We start from the raw sequence: 19,543 nt of genomic DNA on the forward strand, positions 1-19,543 counted from the left end.
TTAGTTATTATGAAAACCAATTATACATATTCATTTATAGGACTTACAGCTATACTTGTTGTTTGCTTTTTTACAAATATCAGTTTAGGGTCGGTATCCATACCCCTACAAGCGGTTTTTAAAAGTTTAGTTGGTAATTCAGATCATGAATCTTGGACATATATTATTCAAAACTACCGCTTACCTAAAGCATTTACAGCTATTCTAGTAGGTTCTGGCTTAGGTATCTCTGGATTACTAATGCAAACTCTTTTTAGAAATCCACTAGCAGGACCTTTTGTATTAGGCATAAGTTCAGGAGCTAGTTTGGGTGTTGCACTTATTATACTAGGAGCTGGAGTTTTTGGAGGGGTTTTTACAGGTTTACTGGCTACAAAATGGAGTATTATTATTGCAGCTAGTTTAGGAAGTTTTATTGTACTATCAGCTGTATTAATTGTATCTTCAAAAGTACGAGACACCATGGCCATCCTTATTATCGGACTTATGTTTGGTAGTATCACAGCCGCAATTGTTAGTGTACTCTCCTATTTTAGTGCTGCCGAGCAACTTCAACAATATATTTTTTGGGGCTTTGGTAGCTTAGGAAATTTATCTTGGAACGAATTAGGTATTTTCTTCTTAGTATATAGCATAGGACTAATATTAACCATTTCATCTATAAAAGGCTTAAACACGCTATTATTGGGTGAAAATTACGCCAAAAGTCTCGGACTTAACATAAAACAATGTCGGTTAGTCATTATTTTAGCAACAAGCTTATTAGCAGGAACAATTACAGCTTTTGCTGGCCCCATTGCGTTTATAGGATTAGCTATACCGCATTTAACACGTCAGGTTTTCACCACTTCCAATCATAAAATATTAATACCTGCCGTCTTTTTATTTGGTGGCATAATTATGTTGGTTTGCGATAGTATAGCACAACTTCCAACTAGCGATTACACATTACCAATAAACGCAATAACCTCTTTAATTGGTGCGCCAGTGGTAATTTGGTTATTGGTTAGAAAACGTAACATGTTATTTTAAATCACATGAAAAAACAACAAAACATCATTCTTAAAACGGAGAATCTAACTATTGGCTATACTACTAAAAAAGAAAAAATTCCTGTAGCCACTAATATTAACATCCAAATCCCTAAAGGACAGCTTATTGGTTTGGTTGGAGCTAATGGTATTGGAAAATCTACGTTTTTAAGAACACTTACTCAGGTACAAGCGCCACTTTCGGGTTCTGTACATTTAAATAACAAAAATCTTAACAGTTACACCAATGCCGATTTAGCAAAAACTATGAGTTTGGTTTTAACTGAAAAAATAGCTTCAAAAAACTTATCGGTATTTGAATTAGTAGCACTAGGTAGGCAACCATACACTAATTGGGTAGGCAAATTGTCCGCTAATGATTTAGAAATAACAAACAACGCATTAACCCTTACAAACATTGAAACTTTAAAGGATAAAAAATGCTTTGAACTAAGCGATGGTCAGTTACAAAAAGTCATGATTGCACGCGCTTTGGCGCAAGATACTGATTTGATTATTCTTGATGAGCCTACCACACATTTAGACATGTATCACAAAGCGTATATTTTAAAACTACTTCAAAAGTTAGTTAAAGAAACAGGAAAAACCATACTCTTTTCTTCACATGAAATAGATTTGGCCATACAACTTTGCGATACCATTATAGTTATGACTAAAAATTCAGTTATAAGCAATTCTCCTTGCCAACTTATCTCTGAAGGTGTATTTAATACCCTATTCCCAAACGACTTAATAACGTTTGACGCGCAAACTGGTAGTTTTAGGGTTTCTAAATAAAAAAAAATAAAACTTAAATTTTAGTAAGCAATATCATATCTAGAATATTATTAATTCTAACTAAAAAAATTATCTTTGATAAAACGCACTATTTGTTAAATGACCGACAGTATTATTCTTATTATAGCTATTTTATGTTCAGCTGCTATTGGGGCTTATATTGGTATGACCATTTCTAAGCTTAAAAATAAAGGTGAAACAAGCACTTTAGAAGAACGCAACAATAACCTTCAACAACAATTAGCGCAATTGAAATTAACATACGCAGAAGAATCAGAAAAATTAAGCGTAAATTTTAATAAGCAAGTTCAAGATTTCAAACAAACCCTTTCTAAACTGGAAATTGAACGAGATGGTGTTCGCCGTGAAAAAGAATTTTTAAACTCGGAATTAGCAAGGCGAAATTCTGAATACGAAAACTTAGAACAACAATTATTAAAACGTGAGGATGAGCTAGTAAGTCAGCAGGAACAACTACGCAAAGACTTCGAACTTTTAGCAACTAAAATTTTAGATGAAAAGAGTGAAAAATTCACCTTACAGAACAAAGAAAACATCAAGCAAATTCTAAATCCGCTGCAAGAAAAAATACAGTTGTTTGAGAAAAAAGTAGAAGATACACAAAAGGAAAGCATCAGTATGCATTCGGCATTAAAAGAGCAACTTCTAGGTTTGAAAGACTTAAACCAACAAATGACTAAAGAAGCCACCAATTTAACCCGAGCCCTTAAAGGCGATAGTAAAATGCAAGGAAATTGGGGTGAATTGGTATTAGAGCGTGTTTTAGAAAAATCTGGACTCGAAAAAGACCGTGAATATTTTGTGCAACAACATTTTACACGTGAAGATGGCTCTCGCGTTTTACCTGATGTTGTTTTACACCTTCCGGATAATAAACGCATGATTATTGATAGTAAAGTATCTTTAACCGATTATGAACGTTTAGTAAACGCCGAAGACGACGATAGAGCAACTTGGTTAAAAGCCCATGTAAACTCTATTAAACGTCATGTAGACCAACTGTCCGATAAGAAATATGAAGATTTATATGATATAGAATCACCCGATTTTGTACTTATGTTTATTCCAATAGAACCTGCTTTTGCTGTAGCTATTAATGAAGACAATAGCTTATACAATAAAGCTTTTGAAAAAAATATAGTTATCGTTACACCTGCTACACTATTAGCTACGTTACGTACTATTGATACGATGTGGAATAATGAAAAACAACAACGTAATGCCGCTGAAATTGCGAAACAAGCAGGTGCATTATATGATAAATTTGAAGGCCTAGTAGTTGATTTAACTGGTGTTGGCAAAAAAATAGATGCTGCAAAATCTGATTACTCAGCAGCTATGAATAAATTAGTAGAAGGAAAAGGTAATATTATTGGCCGTGTAGAAAAACTAAAAAAAATGGGAGCCAAAGCTAAAAAAACATTACCAGAAGCATTTTTAAAACGTGCTCATAATCAAGATAATGACGAATAAAAACAAATAAAAATAATATGAAAAACATTTTATCTAAATTAGTAATTGCATTAGTACTTGTTCTTGTTGCATACGGGAGCTTTTTATACTTCGCAACCTACAGTACTGGAATTCGCGCCGGTGAACTTGTTAAGTTTAGTAGCAAAGGTATGCTAATTAAAACCTGGGAAGGAGAAATAAGTCAAGGTGTTTCTGAAGGGCAATTATTTAGATTTTCAGTTGAAGATGGTGAAAAACAAGTTATTCAAGATCTTACAGACTTACAAGGAAAATATGTAAAACTACATTATTTTGAACGCTACAAACCCTTATTTTGGTTAGGAGATACTAAATACTTTATAACTAAAGTAATTGAAGATAAAGAACGTAACAAAAGGCGCTTTTAATATGAATCACACCTATAAAACTGTTCTTAGCTCACAAATAAGTATAGCCGAACTTATGCAACCCTCCCACTCTAATTTTGGTGGAAAAATACACGGAGGCTATATGTTAAGTTTAATGGACCAAATAGCCTATGCTTGTGCTTCAAAACATTCTGAAAACTACTGCGTAACGGCTTCTGTAGATACGGTAAATTTTTTACAACCTGTAGAAATTGGCGATTTGGTAACTATGAAAGCCTCCATTAATTATGTTGGAAAAACATCAATGGTTGTAGGAATCCGCGTCGAATCGGAAAATATTAGAACCGGCCAGGTTAAACATTGCAACTCCTCTTACTTTACTATGGTTGCTAAAGATGATAATGGAAAATCCACAGAAGTTCCTGGGTTAATCCTATCAACATCAGATGAAGTTAGACGCTTTTTAAGAGCTATCGAACGAAATCACACAAAGAAAAACAGACAAATTGAATTTAGTAGTAATGATTTTGCTGTTGAACATTACTTAAAAGAGTTAGAGGGCTATAACATAAAAATAGACCTATAAATCCGGACGTTTGCCTACACAGCAAATAACTAGTTTTCAGTTTATTAAAAAAAACTTGTTTGTTTAGATAAAATACATCATATTTGTTTATTCCATTTTTAAGGAATATTTAATTTTATTCCGTTATTAAGGAATTAAACGAAATATGCTTTTAAAATAGCATATAAAATAAACAATTATGATTGGTGTTATTACAGGCGATATTATAAAATCTAAACAAACAAAACCTGAAGTTTGGCTCCCACTATTAAAACAAGTTTTACAAACTTTAGAACCTGACACTAAGCTTTGGGAAGTATACCGTGGTGACGGCTTTCAAATAGAAATAAAAAAACCAGAAACAAGTTTTTTATACGCACTATATATCAAAGCCTGCATTAAAACAATTAAAGGTTTAGATGTTAGATTAGCAATAGGCATAGGTAATAAAACATATACAGGCCAAAACGTAACAGAATCCAACGGAGACGCATTTCAATTTTCGGGTGAAACCTTAGAAAAACTAAAAAAGGAAAAGGTAAACCTAAAATTAAAAACGAACAATAGCCTTATTGATCGTGATATAAATCTATACTTTAAACTAGCTTTAATAAGTATGGATTACTGGACTGTAAATTCAGCAGAAATTGTAAAAATCTATTTAGAAAATCCAAATACAATTCAAAGTAATATTGCTGAACTTATTGGCATTAGCCAAGACGCCGTTAGTAAGCGCATGAAACGTGCCAACTTGGAGGAACTTTTGGAATTAGATTCTGTTTATCGAATTAAAATAAATAACTTGTAATATGATAATCTTACTAAAACTAGTACTAGCGCATATTATTGGCGATTTTATATTACAACCAAACTCATGGGTTAAAAACAAAGAAAAACGGAAGCTAAAGTCAGCTTATCTATACATTCATATAGGCATTCACGCAGCATTGATGTTTCTTTTAATTTATGATTTATCATATTGGCCATTACTACTATGCATAACGCTTTGCCATTTTTTAATTGATGCTTTAAAGCTAGTTCTACAATCAAAAAAAACAAAAAGCAGGTGGTTTTTTATTGATCAGCTACTACACATCATCAGTATTTTTATAAGCTATTACGTGTATACCGGCATTTCCGTATCTACAGACCAATTCCCAACCGAATACGCTTTACTTCTACTAACCTGTATGGTCTTTTTAACAAACCCTGTATCCATCATTATGCAAACAATTTTTAGCAAATGGAATATAGAAAAACTCACAAAAGACAATGAATCTCTTAAAGATGCTGGCAAGTATATTGGTGTTTTAGAACGGTTATTAGTATTTATATTTATTATTACAAACCATTGGGAAGCTGTTGGATTTTTGATAACAGCAAAATCAGTTTTTAGATTTGGTGACCTAAAAGAGAGTAAACATCGTAAGCTTACGGAATACATCCTAATCGGGACATTAATAAGCTTCGGAATAGCTATTATAACAGGACTTACATTTAATTTATTGGCATAAAAAAAAACCACTAGTAAAAACTAGTGGTTTCATTTGTTAAGACATTACTAAGTATTACTTATTTACTTAAGTACATTTTACGTCTAGCGTATAAATTATAAAAATCATCGTCTTTTAAGCTATCAATAAACAAGATACTTTCACCGGTACTTTTCATTTCAGGTCCTAATTGTTTATTTACATTAGGAAACTTATTAAAAGAGAATACAGGTTGCTTAATAGCATATCCTTCTAATTTCGGTTTAAAGTTAAAATCTGTTACCTTGTTAGCACCTAGCATAACTTTAGTTGCATAATTTACATAAGGTTCACCGTATGCCTTAGCAATAAAAGGTACCGTTCTTGAGGCCCTTGGATTGGCTTCAATAATGTAAACCACATCATCCTTTATAGCAAATTGGATATTAATTAAACCTACGGTATTTAATGCTAAAGCTATTTTCTTGGTATGATCTTTTATTTGCTGAAGTACTAAATCTCCTAAATTAAATGGAGGAAGTACACCATTACTATCACCAGAGTGGATACCACAAGGCTCAATATGCTCCATTATACCAATGATGTAGATGTTTTCTCCATCGCAAATTGCATCGGCTTCCGCTTCTATAGCGCCATCTAAATAATGATCTAAAAGTAATTTATTATCTGGCATTTGGCGTAATAAATCTACCACATGCTCTTCTAATTCTTTTTTATTAATAACAATTTTCATCCCCTGACCTCCTAACACGTAAGACGGTCTTACAAGAATTGGAAAATCTAAAACATCGGCAATTTTTAAAGCTTCATCTGCATTAGTAGCAACATCAAACTTAGGATAAGGAATATTATTTTCTTTTAATATTGTAGAAAAACTGCCTCTATCTTCAGCTAAATCTAAAGCTTTATACGTAGTTCCTATAATTTTCACACCGTAACGTTCAAGTTTTTCAGCTAATTTAAGAGCTGTTTGTCCACCAAGCTGCACAATTACCCCTTCTGGTTTTTCGTGCTGAATGATATCATAAATATGCTCCCAGAATACAGGCTCGAAATACAACTTATCGGCTATATCAAAATCTGTAGAAACAGTTTCAGGATTACAGTTAATCATAATGGTTTCATAACCACACTCAGAAGCAGCTAAAACACCATGTACACAACAGTAATCAAACTCAATACCTTGACCAATACGGTTTGGACCAGAACCTAAAACAATAATTTTCTTTTTATCGGAAACAACACTTTCATTAGCTGGAGCAATGTCTCCATTTTCCAACTGTACTTCATTTTCGAAAGTAGAATAATAATATGGTGTTTGAGCTTTAAATTCAGCTGCACAAGTATCTACTAACTTATAAACACGTTTTATCTTAAACGCTTCACGCTTAGAGTACACTTCACTCTCTAAACAATTAAGCATATGTGCTATTTGCCTATCACCATAACCTTTTTGTTTTGCCTCTAAAAGCAACTCACGATCAATAGTATCAATAGAGAAAGTTGAAATTTCTTTTTCTAGATGATACAGTTCCTCATATTGCTTTAAGAACCACATGTCAATTTTAGTGATTTCATGAATACGACTTAATGGAATTCCCATTTGAATAGCATCGTAAATCACAAAGACACGATCCCAACTAGCGTGGGTTAATTTATCAATTATCTGATCATAATTTTTATAACCTTTTCCATCAGCTCCTAAACCGTTTCGTTTAATTTCTAACGATTGTGTAGCCTTATGTAAAGCTTCCTGGAAAGAACGACCAATTGCCATAACTTCACCTACCGCTTTCATTTGCAGACCTAACGTACGGTCAGAACCTTCAAATTTATCAAAGTTCCATCTAGGTATTTTAACTACAACATAATCTATTGTTGGCTCAAACAATGCCGATGTAGAACCGGTAATTTGATTATTTAATTCATCTAAGTTATAACCTATAGCTAATTTAGAAGCTACTTTAGCAATCGGATAACCTGTTGCTTTACTAGCTAATGCCGATGAACGTGATACACGTGGGTTAATTTCAATTGCTATAATATCCTCATTTTCATCAGGACTTACCGCAAATTGCACGTTACAACCACCTGCAAAGTCGCCAATACTACGCATCATATGGATAGCCATATCACGCATACGCTGGAACGTTGTATCAGATAAGGTCATGGCAGGTGCTATAGTTATAGAATCCCCTGTATGAATTCCCATAGGATCCATATTTTCAATGGTACAAATAATAACTACATTATCATTTTTATCCCTTAATAATTCTAATTCATATTCTTTCCAGCCAAGAAGAGCTTTATCAATCATCACCTCATGAATTGGAGAAATCTCTAACCCACGTGTTAATAATTCATCAAAATCTTCTTCTTTATGCACAATAGATGCTCCTGCACCACCAAGTGTATAAGAAGCTCTAATAACCAAAGGAAAACCAAATTTTTGAGCTATTTCTTTACCTTTTAAAAATGAGGTTGCTGTAGCCTGAGGCGCCATTGGCACACCAATTTTCAACATCAATTCTCTAAACTGCTCACGATCTTCTGTAATATTAATAGCGTCAATATCAACACCAATTAATTTTACATCAAAATCGCTCCAAATACCTTTCTCTTCAGCTTCAATCGCTAAATTTAGAGCCGTTTGACCTCCCATTGTAGGTAATACAGCATCAATTTGCGGGTGCTCATTTAAGATTTGAATAATAGACTTTGTGGTAAGTGGCAACAGATATACATGATCGGCCATCGCTGGGTCGGTCATAATAGTTGCGGGGTTGGAATTAATTAAAATAGTTTCAATTCCATCCTCTCTCAGTGAGCGTAAAGCTTGAGTTCCAGAATAATCAAATTCACAAGCTTGACCAATTACTATGGGGCCAGAACCTATAAGTAGAACCGATTTTATGTTTTCGTTTTTAGGCATGTTGTAATTTTTTTTGCAAAAGTAGTTAACGTTTGGATATAAAAAAAGGCGTTGCCAAAAAGCAACACCTTTATATATTAACAATTGTTAATTCATTATTTTTTATGTCTTAACTCAGAAGATACAGATATTTTCTTTCTTCCTTTTGCTCTTCTACGAGCAAGGACTTTTCTTCCATTAGCACTAGCCATTCTTTCTCTGAAGCCATGCTTGTTTTTTCTTTTTCTTTTTGACGGCTGAAATGTTCTTTTACTCATTACTTATATCTTTAAAATCTTCTTAAAATATCTTATACTCCTAATTTTAGTTCTATTCCTAAAACTGCGTGCAAATATACAAACCCTTTTTTATTTAACAAATGTTATTTTAAAAATATTTTACTATTATTCTTTTCATCGACATAGAGACCTAAAACCTAATAAAAAAAACAAAAGAAATAAATATTTTAAAATACTGCTATACAGCTAAATATGTATTCGCACTATCATTTAAATTCTAAACAAATATACAGAATAAAAAGTGATATAACAGCTTATTTTTTTTAAATTAAAGCCACTCAAACAACTGACTTTTAGTAATTTATTTAAATTATTAATTTTTCAAGAATATATATTTGTATATAATTGCTTAAAATAGCCTTATAAAAACTCGAGCTGTAACTTCAAAAACTCGAGGTAAGAATGTATATTTGCAAAATAATCAGAAATATATAGTAGAAATTGCTTTTCTGTTAAAACTTATAAAACAACATTTATGTACAATAAAAATATAAAGTTAATCATAGCATTTGGTATCATCGCATTTGCCATATATCAATTTATAGAAGGCAATATCGGAAATGGTATTATGTTTATTTTACTATCATTAATATTTATTTTTCTGTACTTTAAAAATGAGTTTATTTTACTTGCATTTTTAAGATTACGTAAACAGGATTTTGAAGGATCAAAAAAATGGTTAGATAAGATAAAAAATCCTTCAAGTGCATTGGTTCAGAAACAACAAGGTTACTACTACTATTTACATGGTATTATGGTTTCTCAATCTAATATGAACGAAGCTGAAAAACACTTTAAAAAAGCGGTATCATTAGGTCTTTCTATGGATCATGACCTGGCTATGGCTAAATTAAATCTTGCAGGAATAGCTTTTACTAAGCGTCGTAAAAACGAAGCTAAGTTATTACTTAATGAGGCACAAAAATTAGATAAACGTAACATGCTTTCTGATCAAATTAAAATGATGAAAGACAACATGAAACGTGCTCAAGCTCCAAACCAACACTTTGGACAAAATCAAGCTAGAGGCGGACGTAGACGCTAATAATTTATAATAACGGCGACCATAAACGGCAATAGGATTCTTTCAGTTTGCAAAACTTAGAGCGCTGTTGCCAGTTTTCCAAACTAAGTATTTCGCTGGTTGTTATATCATCTAAAAAGAGTTCTTTCAGCTCTACACTGGTTTCCTTGTTGTAAATAAGCGCATTAATCTCAAAGTTTATATTAAAACTTCTATAATCTAAGTTTGCTGTACCTATAGTTGAAAACAGATCATCGACAACCATAGTCTTTGCGTGAATAAAACCTTTTGTATACCTGTATACTTTTACATCTGCATTTAACAACCGCTCTAAGTAAGAATTGGTAGCATGTTTTGCTGTCCAAGAATCTGAAGTTTTAGGAATAAGCAACCTAACATCTACTCCACTTTTAGCTGCTATTTGCAATGAAGTTATAATTTCGTCATTCGGTATAAAGTAAGGCGTCGTTATATAAACATACTCTTTAGCTGTATTTATAGCAACAAACATAGCCTCCATAATATTCGCCCAATCCGTGTCAGGACCACTTGCAGCAATTTGAACAGCCGTTGTATGTTGTATATCGGTATCCGGAAACAACTCGGTAGAAATTTGACAACTAGAATTAGAAACAAAATCCCAGGTCATTAAAAAATGAACTTGAAGTGCTTTTAGAGCCTCACCTTCAAGTCGTAAGTGCGTATCCCGCCAGTAGGATTTACCATTCTTATAGTTTACATAGTTATCAGAAATATTAATACCACCTACATAACCAATAACACCATCAATAATAGCTATTTTCCGATGGTTTCTGTAGTTCATTTTACCAGTAAAACTCGGAAATAACACAGGCATAAATGCATAAAACTCAATTCCCGCCTGTTTCATTCGTTTTTTTGTTCCTGAAGACATACTGCTTCCAACATCATCAAAACTCAATCGTACTTTTACGCCTTCCTTTGATTTTTTGCATAAAATATCAATAAGCTCAGTACCAATCTCATCATCTTTTAAAATATAATACTCTAAGTGTATATGGTGCTTAGCCGCTTTTAAGTCTTTAAATAACAGGTTGAATTTCTCAACACCATTTTTAATGACATGTAATTTATTCTTTAAGGTTACCGGACTGTTCTTGTTGTTATTTAACAATTTAACAAGCTTCATTTTAGCTTCCAAAAAGTCATCAAGCTTGTGTAACTGACTTTCGCTCAAACGGTATCTTTCTCCCAGTTTCTGAACAATCGTTTCATTCAAGACATTCTTTCTGTTAAAAATTTTATTCTTCCGATATTCTTGCCCAAAAAAATAGTAAACAATAAGCCCCAAAAAAGGAAAAACCACCAAAACCAATATATAAGAAAGGGTTTTGGTGGGATTAATATTTTTCAATAAAATGGTTATGGCCGCAGAGATTGCTAACACATAATTTAAACCAATTATGAAAATCCAGATATTATCCTTTATAAAATCGACCATTAGGGCTTCATGGAATAATACCCATTCTCAGGGATTTCAATAAAATATTTTTTTCTAGATTTATTGTTCAAGTGCGGCTCACGCAACCATGGATTGTGTCGTTTTAAAAGCTTATAGTTTATACTAAATTTTTCTGCAAAAGCCGTAAAATCTGTAACAGCTGTATCAACTTCTACTTTGTAAGTTGGCACATTTTTATACAAATCTTTATCTCTAAAATTAAAACCATATTTATCCGCATGAGACATAATTTCTTTTAGCGCCACAATTCTAAACATGTATCGTCCTGTTTCTTCTCCTAACAACAAATCGTAATACTGTGTTACGTTTTGCTCTTCCAAGCGTCTTGAAACACCTGCCATACCAGCATTATACGCAGCTGCAGCTAATGTCCATGAACCTAATTTTTCTTTCGATTTTTTCAAGTATTCGCAAGCCACTTCGGTTGCCATTTCTAGATGATAACGTTCATCAACATTTTTATTCACCTCTAACCCATACTCTCTGGCTGTTGTTGGCATAATTTGCCACACCCCTCTTGCACCAGCAGGAGAAACAGCATTTGTTAATCCACTTTCTATAACCGCTAAGTATTTAAAATCGTCCGGTACACCATGTTTTGCCAGAATAGGCTCTATAATTGGAAAGTATTTTTTAGCACGTTTAAACATTAACAAACCATTGGATTGCCAATAGGTATTAACTAATAATTCCCGATCCATACGTTCGCGAATATCTGGATCTGTTAACGGTACGGACTCTCCTGCAAAATCTAAACTTTCTGGAATTTGTAAAGCGTACACGTTATAATCATTAATGAAGTGTTTTTCAAAACTCTCATCTGTTTTAGCCTCTTGTTGTGCAAAAATAAATAGCATTGTTAAACTTAACAATCCTACTAAAATTAGCCCTCTCTTTATCATTTTCATCGCTATAAGTTTTTGTTTAAAGTTATAAAAAAAATCAACACGTTTAGGTCAAACCGTTTAAAATAAGTTTCGGTAAGTTCTCATTAAACCAACGATACTTATTAAGTATCATAACATGTGTGCCGCTCTCAACAGGTATGCAATTGTTTATGTATTTATAAGGAAAAACAGTATCTGCATCTCCATGAATATGAATTACATCTTTTAAAGGTTCATCTTGTTCCCATGTTACCATCTCTTTAATGGCCCAGTTTAAATAACGTGTATCGGTAACAGAAAGAAACTTCTTATATAGAGCCACTCGTTTTGTAATTGTTTCTCCAAAGGCGTATTTAGCTATTAAATCCATATTCCCAACCAAAGACGTTGGCAATACCTTATACGCTTTAGTAGCCCGCATAAACTTCATTCTAGTAGGCATTTCATTTTTGCTTTTTATACTAGAAATAATAATTAGGCGTTTTAAATTAATAAGCTTACTCATTTCTTGTACAATTACCCCGCCAAAAGAAACACCAATTAAAACTACTTGGTCGTGTTTTATTTCTTTTGTTAGTCGCAAAGCATAAGCTTGTAAAGTTTCATTAGTTTCAGGAATTAGCCACTCCAACCAATGAATTTTAAATTGATTTTCGGGCAATTTAATATATTCAAAAATTGTGGGATTTGCTGCCATACCCGGCATTAAATACACGTGTATTAGGTCTTGACTCATAAGGCATTAAACGGTTAAGTTAAACTAATTAAAAATAATTTTTCGTAAATTAGCAGTGCAAAACTATATAAAAATAGTTACCACTCCCTATATTTTCATTGAATAAAATAAATATTATGATAGAAGAACAGGACCTTTTTGACAATGATTTTTTGCGTCAATTTGAATTAAAATCAGATGACCAGTTAGCTATAATAGAATATTCGCTTCAGGAACGCAAAATATTTTTAACTAAACTAATTATTCCAAGCAGTATTTTCTCAGAAACATTTAAAGATGAATTTATAAAAATCGTCTTAAAGAATATTGAAGAACGCAATTTAAGTGTTATGCCAACAAGCCCTGATATTGTTAAGTTTATCCGTAAAAACAGACAATATAGAAGCATGCTCCCTGTTGGTGTAAGAATCTAACAGACATTTACAATACTCCTCTCTTCTACATAAAAATAACACCATTTTAAACTTGATAATAAACAAAAAAGGCATACGTTTTAAGTATGCCTTTTTTATTATGTATGTAATTATAAAGTTTTAACTCTTTATAACACGTTTAGTAACTGAACCTGTTTCAGTTGTTATTTTTAAAATGTATACACCACTTTGTAATTTAGAAATATCTAAATTTTCTGTGTTGTTAGATTTTAAAACTACTTTACCAGCAATATCATAAAGTTCAGATGTGAATTCAGAAATGGACTTTGGAAAACTAATATTCACATAATCTTGAGCTGGATTAGGAGATACTGAAATATTCTTCAATGAGAATGAATCTACACTTAAAACATCACCAACAACATTCAACAAATACTGGTTATCTGGAAATCCAATAGAAGCAGTAGTAGTTGGAGTAGTAATAGAACAATCAGAACCAATTAAATAGCTAGGCGCATTTTCACCAGCATCGTTAACTCCAGGGAAAAATGTTTCATTAATATTATCACCACTACTACCTGCTAATACTTCAAAAGCAATTATTGAGCCCGCTGGTATAGTAGCTGTAAGTGGTACAGAAACTACTGAACTATTATCCGCAGCTGTACAAACATGAGTCGTAGACGCTAATAATGTTAAAGACGCAAATCCTAAATTTTCTGAACTTGCAGTGTAAAGATTTAATGTAACTACTTTACCTTCATCTGCAGAACTTTGACCGAACTCTACAGAAGTAACGCCAAAGTCCTCAGTAATACTAAAATCAGACATGTCATATGATCTCATGAATGAGTTTTCACTAAACGTTCCGACAGTAGAATTCCAACAAGCAACACCGCCATCGGTTACGTTAACCGGATCAACAGATTGTGTGATTACCGTTTGTGCATTCAAACCGAAAGCACATAAAACAGTTAATAAAAAAAGATTGTAATTTTTTTTCATAATTTTATAGTTTGGTTGTTTAATTTTATAAATCTAAGATATTCTAAACATTTAATGAAATATACCTACATAATATTTTTATTTTTTTTATCATGTTCTACTAAAAATGATACATATTCTTCTGTATTTAGATATAATGAACATAAAAACATAAGTTCTCTAGATCCCGCCTATTCAAAGGATTTAGCAGATATTTGGGCCACGAACCAACTTTTTAATGGCCTAGTAGAAATGGACGACAGCCTAAATATTAAACCCAGTATAGCAAAAACGTGGATTTTAACTGATAGTGCTAAAACTTACACCTTTACATTACGAAATGATGTGTTTTTTCACAAACACCCACTTTTCGGAAAGGATTCAACACGAACCGTTACAGCTACCGATTTTGAATATAGCTTTAATAGATTACGCAACAAACAACTTGCTTCTCCAGGAAGCTGGGTTTTAAATAAAGTCTCAAGCTTTAAAGCAGTTAACGATTCTACTTTTCAAATTAAACTAAAACAAGCTTTTCCTGGTTTTTTAGGACTATTAACCATGAAATACTGCTCTGTGGTTCCCTCTGAAATTGTAGAACATTATGGCGCTGATTTTAGATCTCACCCTATTGGAACGGGCCCATTTATATTTAAGCGTTGGGAAGAAAACTTGAAACTCGTATTCCGAAAAAACAAAGAATATTTTGAAACGGACAAAAATGGATATAAACTCCCCTACCTGGAAGCAATTTCCATAACATTCTTACCTGATAAACAAAGTGAGTTTTTACAGTTTGCGCAAGGAAACATAGATTATATTTCTGGCTTAGATGCGTCTTATAAGGATGAAATCCTAACCGCTAACGGCCATCTAAAAAATAATTATTCCAACACGGTAAATCTTATTCGTGGCCCCTATTTAAATACCGAATATTTAGCATTTTATATGGATTCTGAAATTCCTGAAATACAATCAGAACACATAAGAAAGGCGGTTAACTTAGGCTTCGATCGACATAAAATGATGACATATCTTAGAAACGGTGTCGGCATTCCTGCTAATGGTGGATTTATCCCCAAAGGCTTACCGGGTTATAACGAAGCTGCTGGATTTACATATCAGCCTGAAAAATCAAAACTGTTAGTAGATAGGTTTAAACTTGAAACAGGTATTAAAAACCCAGAAATTACATTAACCACAACCAGCAACTACTTGAGTTTTTGCGAATATATCCAGCGTGAATTACAAAAAACAGGCTTAACAGTTAATATAAATGTTATCCCTGCTTCTAGTTTAAAAGATGCCAAAGCCAACGGTAAATTAGATTTATTTAGAGCTAGTTGGGTAGCCGATTATCCAGATGCAGAAAACTACTTATCTTTATATTATAGTAAAAACTTTGCTCCAAACGGCCCCAATTACACCCATTACAAAAATGACATATTTGATGCATGGTATGAAAAAGCATTTACAGAAACAAACACCTTTAAAAGAGAAAGACTATACAAACAAATGGATAGTCTTATAATGACTACAGCACCTGTAGTTCCCTTATTTTATGATGAAGTTATGCGTTTTACTAGAAAAAACATATCAGGATTAGGCATTAATCCTACAAACCTACTAGATTTAAGACGGGTTAAGAAAACCGACTAATCACTAATATTTATTCGCGTCTAAACGTTTTAGTTTCTTCAAAAACATGCTCAAGAATAGCTGCATCTTGTTCAGAAAACTCTATCTGACGTCTAGACATAACAACTTCAGCAACTTCAAAGGCTTTTTTGGTTAAATAAGTTGTAAAACCACTACTACCACCCCAACTAAAGCTTGGCACAAAATTTCGCGGGAAACCACTACCAAAAATATTAGCACTTACACCAACTACTGTACCGGTGTTAAACATGGTGTTTATACCACATTTACTATGATCACCCATCATTAAACCACAAAACTGCAAGCCTGTTTTAGCAAAACTTTCTGTTTCGTAATTCCATAAACGTACTTCGGCATAATTATTTTTCAAATTAGAATTATTGGTATCAGCACCTAGATTACACCACTCACCGATTACTGAATTTCCCAAAAAACCATCATGTCCTTTATTAGAATAACCAAAAATAACTGAATTATTAACCTCTCCTCCTACTTTACTATGTGGTCCCACAGTAGTAGGTCCGTAAATTTTAGAAGCCATTTTTACAGTTGCATTATCACATAGAGCAAAAGGGCCACGAATAACACTACCTTCCATAATTTCGGCATCTTTACCTATATAAATAGGACCATTTTCAGCATTTAAAGAACAAAATGGTAATTTAGCACCTTCTTCAATAAAAATATTTTCACGGTTAAAAGCCACCGTTTTTTCAGGAATTGGTTCAGATGTTCTTCCTGAAGTTAATAAGTCAAAATCTGCTTGAATAGCAGCGCCATTTTTTGAGAAAATATCCCAAGTATATTCTATTTTTAAAAGTTCATCATCATATTCAATAGCCTCGTAGCTATCAAAATCAACTTCTTCTTGATTATCTGTAGTAAAAAAAGCGATTACCTCATCATCTTTAAAGATAGCTTGGTTTTCTTTTAAATTCTTAATCATAGCTACCAATGTTTCATTGGGTAAAAAAGAAGCGTTAATCATTACATTCACTTCCAATTCTACCATTGGATACTTATCGGACAAATAAGCTTCTGTAATGGTAGTTGTCGTATAATCCAAATACGCCTCCCACTTTTCACGAATGGTTAATATACCGACTCTAATATCGGCAACTGGACGTGTATAGGTAAATGGTAATAAATTATTACGCGAAGGACCGTCAAAAAGAATGTAATTCATAATATGAGCTTTTTGGTAAAAATAAAAAAAGCCTCTCAATAGTTGAAAGGCTTTTATAAATATATTTTAGGCTAAATTTATTTTTTGAACTTAGCGTATTTAGTTTTGAACTTGTCAATACGACCAGCTGTATCTATTAACTTAGATTTACCTGTGTAGAAAGGGTGAGATGTTCTTGAGATTTCCATTTTAACTAATGGATATTCAACACCGTCAACTTCTAAAGTTTCGTTTGTGTTTGCTGTAGATTTTGTTAAGAAAACGTCTTCATTAGACATGTCTTTAAATGCTACTACTCTATAATTTTCTGGATGTATATCTTTTTTCATCGCTAAATGCTTTAATATCTTACTTTTTCGAGGTGCAAATTTAAGAATATTTAATAACTGTGCAATACTTTTTTTCAATTATTTATACTTAGTTTGAAAAAAAAGTATTTTACAACCATATTCTTCTACTAAAAACCACTATTAATTATTAGTAAACGTGTTGTTTTTCAGCCATGCAAAGATACAATACCTAAGAATACTAATGTTCTAAAAAACTGAAAAAAATATCATAAAAACTATAATCGGTGGACAATCACTATAAGTACAAATATTTTATTGTAACGTTTTGTTACATTTGCTTACTAACTATCTATAATCAACTATTAAAATAAAAATCATGGAAACAACAACAAAATCAAATGCACTTAATCACGGACTTTATTTAGGTGCCACTTTAGCTTTATTAACTGTTATAGCTTATTCAGTAAACTTAGATTTATTTACAAAATGGTGGTTTGGTGTTATTACCATGCTTGCAGTAATTATTTTTGGAATCATATCGTCAATGAAGTCTAGATCTTTACTAAACGGTTATATAAGTTTTAAAGGTGCTTTTTCTTCATTTTTTATTACAGTATTTATTGGTCTTGTAATTAGTACTATTGTTAGTTATGTTGTTTTTAATGTAATTGATCCTGAAGCAGCGACTTTATTACAAGAAAAAATCCTTGAATCTCAAGTAGAAATGATGCGTGGCTTTGGAGCTCCTGAAGCATCTATAGCTGAAGTTGTTGAAGAAATGGAGAAGCAAGAAAACCTATATTCTATTGGAAATATACTTCAAGCTATGGCTTTCCAGTTAGTTGGTTTTAGTATCGTTGGATTAATTGTAGCTTTAGTTGTGAAAAAAGAAGACCCTCAAGCTTAAATAATTTCGTTACTTTTGATGTTTCAAATATGAAATTATATACATGAATATATCTGTAGTCATACCACTACTTAACGAACAAGAATCTTTACAAGAATTACATGATTGGGTTGCTAATGTTATGCAGTCCAATCATTTTTCTTATGAAATACTTTTTATTGATGATGGCAGCACAGACAGTTCTTGGCATACCATTCAGCAGCTTTCAGAAAAAAATGAGGCTGTAAAAGGAATTCAGTTTTTAAGAAATTTTGGTAAATCGCAAGCGTTACATGCCGGTTTTGCAAAAGCCCAAGGTGATGTAATTATTACTATGGATGCCGATTTACAAGACAATCCTGAAGAAATTCCTGAATTGTATAACATGATTGTTTCTCAAGGCTTTGATATGGTATCTGGCTGGAAGAAAAAACGCTATGATTCGGTCCTTTCTAAAAACATGCCTTCTAAATTATTCAATTGGGCAGCCCGAAGAACTTCAGGTGTAAAACTAAATGATTTTAATTGCGGACTCAAAGCCTATCGTCAAGATGTGGTTAAAAACATTGATGTAAATGGTGAAATGCACCGTTATATTCCCGTTTTAGCTAAAAACGCTGGATTTACTAAAATTGGTGAAAAAGTAGTAAAGCACCAAGCCCGAAAGTATGGCGAAACTAAATTTGGTATGGAGCGCTTTATTAATGGCTTCCTAGATTTAATAACCATATGGTTTATTTCCCGATTTGGAAAACAACCTATGCATCTGTTTGGAGCACTTGGCTTTATTATGCTTGCTATAGGTTTTGCCTTTTCTGTATACTTAGGTATTGATAAACTATTCCTAAACCCGCACAGCAGGCTTATAACGGATAGACCACAATTTTATATTGCCTTAGTTACCATGATTATTGGAACACAATTTTTTGTAGCAGGTTTTTTAGGTGAAATTATTTTAAGAACAAAAGAAAACAGAAAACGCTATTTAATTAAAGACCATATTTAATTATTGTCTCAATTAACATCACGTAGTTTTCGAAGATTACACTTTTTTATAAATTCCATACTTTTGTATGCT

20 protein-coding genes are annotated in these 19,543 nt (G+C 32.5%); 12 read left to right on the forward strand and 8 right to left on the reverse strand.

Annotation, left to right across the window (positions count from 1 at the left end; genetic code table 11):
- Positions 1 to 9 precede the first annotated feature (9 nt).
- The 7 genes from ACW5R3_RS09365 to ACW5R3_RS09395 all read left to right on the forward strand — a co-directional run bounded on the left by ACW5R3_RS09365 (position 10) and on the right by ACW5R3_RS09395 (position 5,749).
- Positions 10 to 1,032: a FecCD family ABC transporter permease gene (locus ACW5R3_RS09365; protein ID WP_456576751.1), complete on the forward strand. Its 1,023-nt coding sequence runs from the start codon at positions 10 to 12 to the stop codon at positions 1,030 to 1,032.
- A gap of 5 nt (positions 1,033 to 1,037) precedes the next feature.
- Complete coding sequence (locus ACW5R3_RS09370; protein ID WP_456576752.1) at positions 1,038 to 1,829, forward strand: ABC transporter ATP-binding protein; 792 nt, start codon at positions 1,038 to 1,040, stop codon at positions 1,827 to 1,829.
- Between the two features lie 99 nt (positions 1,830 to 1,928).
- Positions 1,929 to 3,323: a DNA recombination protein RmuC gene (rmuC, locus tag ACW5R3_RS09375; protein WP_456576753.1), complete on the forward strand. Its 1,395-nt coding sequence runs from the start codon at positions 1,929 to 1,931 to the stop codon at positions 3,321 to 3,323.
- Positions 3,324 to 3,340: 17 nt separating this feature from the next.
- Positions 3,341 to 3,709 (forward strand): 6-phosphogluconate dehydrogenase, encoded by a 369-nt coding sequence (locus tag ACW5R3_RS09380; RefSeq protein ID WP_456576754.1) that lies wholly within the window; start codon positions 3,341 to 3,343, stop codon positions 3,707 to 3,709.
- Between the two features lies 1 nt (position 3,710).
- Positions 3,711 to 4,256, forward strand: coding sequence for an acyl-CoA thioesterase (locus tag ACW5R3_RS09385; RefSeq protein WP_456578827.1), 546 nt, complete (start codon positions 3,711 to 3,713; stop codon positions 4,254 to 4,256).
- 178 nt (positions 4,257 to 4,434) lie between these two features.
- Complete coding sequence (locus ACW5R3_RS09390) at positions 4,435 to 5,043, forward strand: transcriptional regulator (protein ID WP_456576755.1); 609 nt, start codon at positions 4,435 to 4,437, stop codon at positions 5,041 to 5,043.
- A gap of 1 nt (position 5,044) precedes the next feature.
- A complete protein-coding gene (locus ACW5R3_RS09395) occupies positions 5,045 to 5,749 on the forward strand; it encodes a DUF3307 domain-containing protein (RefSeq protein WP_456576756.1) in 705 nt (234 codons plus the stop codon).
- A gap of 58 nt (positions 5,750 to 5,807) precedes the next feature.
- On the opposite strand, the gene carB is transcribed toward ACW5R3_RS09395, so the two are convergent.
- Positions 5,808 to 8,660 (reverse strand): carbamoyl-phosphate synthase large subunit, encoded by a 2,853-nt coding sequence (gene carB, locus ACW5R3_RS09400; protein ID WP_456576757.1) that lies wholly within the window; start codon positions 8,658 to 8,660, stop codon positions 5,808 to 5,810.
- 95 nt (positions 8,661 to 8,755) lie between these two features.
- Positions 8,756 to 8,917 (reverse strand): 50S ribosomal protein L34, encoded by a 162-nt coding sequence (gene rpmH, locus ACW5R3_RS09405; RefSeq protein ID WP_066252696.1) that lies wholly within the window; start codon positions 8,915 to 8,917, stop codon positions 8,756 to 8,758.
- A gap of 496 nt (positions 8,918 to 9,413) precedes the next feature.
- On the opposite strand from rpmH, the gene ACW5R3_RS09410 reads away from it, so the two are divergent.
- Entirely contained in the window at positions 9,414 to 9,983 is a 570-nt protein-coding gene (locus ACW5R3_RS09410) for a DUF2892 domain-containing protein (RefSeq protein WP_456576758.1), read from the forward strand.
- A 4-nt stretch (positions 9,984 to 9,987) separates the two neighbouring features.
- On the opposite strand, the gene cls is transcribed toward ACW5R3_RS09410, so the two are convergent.
- From cls to ACW5R3_RS09425, 3 genes are all read right to left on the reverse strand, one after another.
- On the reverse strand, positions 9,988 to 11,355 hold the full coding sequence (cls, locus tag ACW5R3_RS09415; RefSeq protein WP_456576759.1) for a cardiolipin synthase: 1,368 nt from the start codon (positions 11,353 to 11,355) through the stop codon (positions 9,988 to 9,990).
- Between the two features lie 86 nt (positions 11,356 to 11,441).
- Complete coding sequence (locus ACW5R3_RS09420) at positions 11,442 to 12,371, reverse strand: lytic transglycosylase domain-containing protein (RefSeq protein WP_456576760.1); 930 nt, start codon at positions 12,369 to 12,371, stop codon at positions 11,442 to 11,444.
- A gap of 43 nt (positions 12,372 to 12,414) precedes the next feature.
- On the reverse strand, positions 12,415 to 13,086 hold the full coding sequence (locus ACW5R3_RS09425) for an alpha/beta hydrolase (RefSeq protein ID WP_456576761.1): 672 nt from the start codon (positions 13,084 to 13,086) through the stop codon (positions 12,415 to 12,417).
- Between the two features lie 116 nt (positions 13,087 to 13,202).
- Between ACW5R3_RS09425 and ACW5R3_RS09430 the strand changes: the two genes are divergently transcribed.
- The gene (locus tag ACW5R3_RS09430; RefSeq protein ID WP_456576762.1) at positions 13,203 to 13,499 is read left to right on the forward strand and encodes an N-acetyltransferase; all 297 of its coding nucleotides are present in this window, start codon (positions 13,203 to 13,205) and stop codon (positions 13,497 to 13,499) included.
- Positions 13,500 to 13,619: 120 nt separating this feature from the next.
- Here ACW5R3_RS09430 and ACW5R3_RS09435 read toward each other — a convergent pair whose 3' ends face one another.
- Complete coding sequence (locus ACW5R3_RS09435) at positions 13,620 to 14,465, reverse strand: T9SS type A sorting domain-containing protein (protein ID WP_456576763.1); 846 nt, start codon at positions 14,463 to 14,465, stop codon at positions 13,620 to 13,622.
- A 54-nt stretch (positions 14,466 to 14,519) separates the two neighbouring features.
- On the opposite strand from ACW5R3_RS09435, the gene ACW5R3_RS09440 reads away from it, so the two are divergent.
- Positions 14,520 to 16,103, forward strand: a complete 1,584-nt coding sequence (locus ACW5R3_RS09440; protein ID WP_456576764.1) for an ABC transporter substrate-binding protein — start codon at positions 14,520 to 14,522, stop codon at positions 16,101 to 16,103.
- Between the two features lie 10 nt (positions 16,104 to 16,113).
- Here the strand turns inward: ACW5R3_RS09440 and ACW5R3_RS09445 are convergent, their stop codons facing one another.
- Both ACW5R3_RS09445 and ACW5R3_RS09450 read right to left on the reverse strand, forming a co-directional pair.
- Complete coding sequence (locus tag ACW5R3_RS09445) at positions 16,114 to 17,289, reverse strand: GlmU family protein (protein WP_456576765.1); 1,176 nt, start codon at positions 17,287 to 17,289, stop codon at positions 16,114 to 16,116.
- A 77-nt stretch (positions 17,290 to 17,366) separates the two neighbouring features.
- Entirely contained in the window at positions 17,367 to 17,618 is a 252-nt protein-coding gene (locus tag ACW5R3_RS09450; RefSeq protein ID WP_456576766.1) for a type B 50S ribosomal protein L31, read from the reverse strand.
- A 337-nt stretch (positions 17,619 to 17,955) separates the two neighbouring features.
- Here ACW5R3_RS09450 and ACW5R3_RS09455 point away from each other — a divergent pair, with 337 nt between their 5' ends.
- The gene (locus tag ACW5R3_RS09455) at positions 17,956 to 18,486 is read left to right on the forward strand and encodes a DUF4199 domain-containing protein (RefSeq protein WP_456576767.1); all 531 of its coding nucleotides are present in this window, start codon (positions 17,956 to 17,958) and stop codon (positions 18,484 to 18,486) included.
- 43 nt (positions 18,487 to 18,529) lie between these two features.
- Complete coding sequence (locus tag ACW5R3_RS09460) at positions 18,530 to 19,471, forward strand: glycosyltransferase family 2 protein (protein ID WP_456576768.1); 942 nt, start codon at positions 18,530 to 18,532, stop codon at positions 19,469 to 19,471.
- Positions 19,472 to 19,543 lie beyond the last annotated feature (72 nt).

The organism is Algorimicrobium bowmanii, assembly GCF_054031195.1.